Annotated in this window: 4 protein-coding genes; 1 reads left to right on the top strand and 3 read right to left on the bottom strand. The window is 61.5% G+C overall.

Annotation, left to right across the window (positions count from 1 at the left end):
* Window positions 1–108: 108 nt before the first annotated feature.
* From ccoM to N8H74_RS29175, 3 genes are all read right to left on the bottom strand, one after another.
* The gene (ccoM, locus tag N8H74_RS29305) at window positions 109–222 is read right to left on the bottom strand and encodes a cytochrome c oxidase subunit CcoM (RefSeq protein ID WP_279309461.1); all 114 of its coding nucleotides are present in this window, start codon (window positions 220–222) and stop codon (window positions 109–111) included.
* Window positions 223–368: 146 nt separating this feature from the next.
* Window positions 369–530, bottom strand: coding sequence for a hypothetical protein (locus N8H74_RS29180; RefSeq protein WP_217834820.1), 162 nt, complete (start codon window positions 528–530; stop codon window positions 369–371).
* 162 nt (window positions 531–692) lie between these two features.
* Complete coding sequence (locus N8H74_RS29175) at window positions 693–1,034, bottom strand: aspartate-semialdehyde dehydrogenase (protein WP_217834819.1); 342 nt, start codon at window positions 1,032–1,034, stop codon at window positions 693–695.
* Between the two features lie 241 nt (window positions 1,035–1,275).
* Between N8H74_RS29175 and rapA the strand changes: the two genes are divergently transcribed.
* On the top strand, window positions 1,276–4,122 hold the full coding sequence (rapA, locus tag N8H74_RS29170; RefSeq protein ID WP_262152166.1) for an RNA polymerase-associated protein RapA: 2,847 nt from the start codon (window positions 1,276–1,278) through the stop codon (window positions 4,120–4,122).
* Window positions 4,123–4,222 lie beyond the last annotated feature (100 nt).

Genomic DNA, 4,222 nt, shown 5'->3' with positions numbered 1-4,222 from the left:
AACACCCAAAGCCTGGTCGGCCCAAAGGCCGCCAAGGAGCAAAAAAAAAGGGCAACCGAAGTCGCCCAAAATGCCTTGCGTGCTCATCAAATCCAAAAAGACCCGCGCTTACTTCTTGCGCTTATTCGCATCCTTCCAGATAAAAATTCCAAACCCTGCAAAAAACACAACCATGAGGCCGACTGTCAGCACTCCGGCGAACACCACGTTATCAAAAAACATGACTGGCCTCCTGGACTTGCCCTGTTGCGATGGAGCTAAGTTAACCAATCGGGCAGGCGCAGAAATTGACCGGGATCAACTCCGGTCACGACGCGGGGAAAAGGAGGGGAAATAACTGACCTGCATCAACGGATGCAGGGGGGGGATCAACGCTTTTTCGGTTTGTTTTTCGGCTTTTTCCGGGTTTTACCCAACGGCATCGCCTGCTCGAATGCCTGGCGCACCTCGTTCAGACGCTTCTCGTTGAGGTCATGAACCCGCTTGGCGCGTTCGGTATTGAGGTCGATCAGTTTGTCGTCTTGGCTCATGGCACAGTGCATCGCTGGATAAGAATCACAACTGCCGGTTCAGCGGCAGGACTGGGCCAATAATGCGGCTTGGCGGCGGCGCTGACCAGCCATCGCTACCCGGCCACCCGACAATTGATGTGCCGTGCGACGGTTTTTCCCGCCACTGAACGGGAGCCAGCCTCAGATTTCGATGTCGACCCACAACCCCTGACGCGGCTGATCCTCCATCAGCGGCACCACCGGCACGGTGTTGTCGGCATTGAGTTCCGTGCCCGGTACGGCCAGATGTTCCTCCGGATCGTTATCGGCTTCGCGCCGACGACGGTCGCGCTCCTGCTGGCGGCGCTGCTCTTCGCGCAGCAGATAGCCGTCCTCTTCCGGATCGCGCTTTTGCAGATCGATCGTGCTTTCGTTGGAGCTTTCCTGCACCGGCACCACGGGGGGAATGTCCGGTCGCTGGCGGATCGGATCCTGCTGGGAGGTGATCGGCACGGCGCTCAGGGGGAGCATCGGTGGCAGCATATATAGGGTCTCCTGTCAGCAGGCTATCGGCTTGGGCAGTGACGGCTTGAGCCACCGGTCGCAAACTTGTGACCGGATTAACACTCACCGGTGCCATATCCCTGTGCAAAAACGACAAATGACCGCGCTGGCTTCCCCTTGCCGCCTGAAGCTAAAAGTGCCGCCGCTGCTCCTATTCCTTTCGCCTCAGGCCCTCATTCCGTTAAGATAGCCCGCTTTTTCAAGGTGGGAGTCAGGCAGCATGGCGCAGCAGTATCAACCGGGGCAACGCTGGATCAGTGACAGCGAAGCAGAGCTTGGTTTAGGCACCGTTCTGGCACAGGACGGCCGCTTGTTGACCGTGCTTTACCCGGCCACTGGCGAAACCCGCCAGTACGCGCTACGGAATGCGCCCCTCACCCGCGTGCGATTCTCGCCGGGTGACAGCATTACCCACTTCGAAGGCTGGAAGATGACCGTGCAGCAAGTCGACGACGTCGACGGCCTGATGGTCTATCACGGTCTCAACGGGCAGAACGAACCGGTTACCCTGCCGGAAACCCAACTGTCGAACTTCATTCAGTTCCGTCTGGCCAGCGATCGCCTGTTCGCCGGGCAGATCGACCCGCTGTCCTGGTTCTCCCTGCGCTACAACACCCTGGAACACACCAGCCGCCAGTTGCAATCCTCGCTCTGGGGCCTGGGCGGCGTGCGTGCGCAACCGATCGCTCACCAGTTGCACATTGCCCGTGAAGTCGCCGACCGTATCGCGCCACGGGTTCTGCTGGCGGACGAAGTGGGTCTGGGCAAGACCATCGAAGCCGGCCTGGTGATCCATCGCCAACTGCTGTCAGGTCGCGCCAGCCGCGTGCTGATCCTCGTCCCGGAAAACCTCCAGCACCAGTGGCTGGTGGAAATGCGTCGCCGCTTCAACCTGCAAGTCGCGCTGTTCGACGAAGAACGCTTCATCGAAAGCGATGCCAGCAACCCGTTCGAAGACACCCAACTGGCGCTGGTTGCGCTGGAGTGGCTGGTCGACGATGAAAAAGCCCAGGACGCCCTGTTCGCCGCCGGCTGGGATCTGCTGGTGGTCGACGAAGCGCACCACCTGGTATGGCATGAAGAGAACGTCAGCCCGGAATACACCCTGGTCGAACAGCTTGCTGAAACGATCCCGGGCGTGCTGCTGCTTACCGCGACACCTGAACAACTTGGTCAGGACAGCCACTTCGCCCGTCTGCGCCTGCTCGACCCGAACCGCTTCCATGACCTGGCCGCGTTCCGCGCCGAAAGCGAGAACTATCGCCCGGTGGCCGAAGCCGTGCAGGAACTGCTGGATCAGGGCCGTCTGTCGCCGCAAGCGCACAAGACCATCCATGGTTTCCTCGGCAACGAAGGCGAAGCCTTGCTGACCGCCGTCAACGATGGCGACACCGAAGCCAGCGCCCGCCTCGTGCGCGAACTGCTTGACCGCCACGGCACCGGCCGCGTGCTGTTCCGCAACACCCGCGCCGCCGTGCAGGGTTTCCCGGAGCGCAAACTGCACCCGTACCCGCTGCCGTGCCCGGACGAATACCTTGAGCTGCCGCTGGGCGAACACGCCGAGCTGTACCCGGAAGTCAGCTTCCAGGCCCAGCCGGATGCCAGCGAAGAAGAACGCTGGTGGAAATTCGACCCACGCGTCGAGTGGCTGATCGATCAACTGAAGATGCTCAAGCGCACCAAAGTGCTGGTGATCTGCGCCCACGCCGAAACCGCGATGGATCTGGAAGACGCCCTGCGCGTGCGTTCCGGCATCCCGGCGACCGTGTTCCATGAAGGCATGAACATCCTCGAGCGTGACCGCGCCGCTGCGTACTTCGCCGATGAAGAGTTCGGCGCGCAGGTGCTGATCTGCTCGGAAATCGGCAGTGAAGGCCGCAACTTCCAGTTCGCCCACCATCTGGTGCTGTTCGATCTGCCGTCGCACCCGGACCTGCTGGAGCAGCGGATCGGCCGTCTCGACCGGATCGGCCAGAAGCACATCATCGAACTGCACGTGCCGTACCTGGAAACCAGCCCGCAAGAGCGTCTGTTCCAGTGGTATCACGAAGCGTTGAACGCGTTCCTCAACACCTGCCCGACCGGCAACGCCCTGCAACATCAGTTCGGCCCGCGCCTGCTGCCGCTGCTGGAAGAGGCCGACGACGGCCAGTGGCAAGCGCTGATCGACGAGGCGCGCACCGAGCGCGAACGTCTGGAAGCCGAGCTGCACACCGGTCGCGACCGTCTGCTGGAACTGAACTCCGGCGGTGCCGGCGAAGGTGATGCGCTGGTCGAGGCGATCCTTGAGCAAGACGATCAGTTCGCCCTGCCGATCTACATGGAAACCCTGTTCGATGCGTTCGGCATCGACAGCGAAGACCATTCGGAAAACGCCCTGATCCTCAAGCCGAGCGAGAAAATGCTCGACGCCAGTTTCCCGCTGGGCGACGACGAAGGCGTGACCATCACCTACGACCGTAACCAGGCGCTGTCACGCGAAGACATGCAGTTCATCACCTGGGAACACCCGATGGTGCAGGGCGGCATGGACCTGGTGCTGTCCGGCTCGATGGGCAACACCGCCGTCGCGTTGATCAAGAACAAGGCGCTCAAGCCTGGCACCGTGCTGCTGGAACTGCTCTACGTCAGCGAAGTGGTTGCCCCGCGTTCGCTGCAATTGGGCCGCTACCTGCCACCGGCCGCCCTGCGCTGCCTGCTCGATACCAACGGCAACGACCTGTCGCCGCGCGTGGCGTTCGAGACGCTGAACGATCAACTGGAAAGCGTGCCGCGCGCCAGTGCCAACAAGTTCATCCAGGCTCAGCGCGATCAACTGACGCCACGGATCAACGCCGGCGAAGAGAAGGTCACTCCGCGTCATGCCGAACGTGTGGCCGAGGCTCGCCGTCGTCTGGCGGCTGACACTGACGAAGAGTTGGCGCGTCTGACTGCGTTGCAGGCGGTCAATCCGACGGTGCGTGACAGTGAGCTGGTTGCTCTGCGTGAACAGCGTGAGCAGGGGTTGGCGATGCTCGACAAGGCGGCTTTGCGGCTGGAGGCGATTCGGGTGTTGGTGGCGGGCTGAGTTTTTTGTTCTGCTGATTCCCCGATTCGGAGGCCCACAGTGATGTGGGCCTTTTTTGTTTGGCCTTGGCGGCCTTTGGGCCGGCCAGGTTTTGGGTGTC

Origin of the sequence: Pseudomonas sp. B2M1-30 (genome assembly GCF_025447575.1) — a bacterium.
GTDB classification, from domain to species: Bacteria; Pseudomonadota; Gammaproteobacteria; order Pseudomonadales; family Pseudomonadaceae; genus Aquipseudomonas; species Aquipseudomonas botevensis.
Note: the sequence above shows the minus strand (reverse complement) of the source record. Positions and strands in the feature narration are given on the sequence as shown.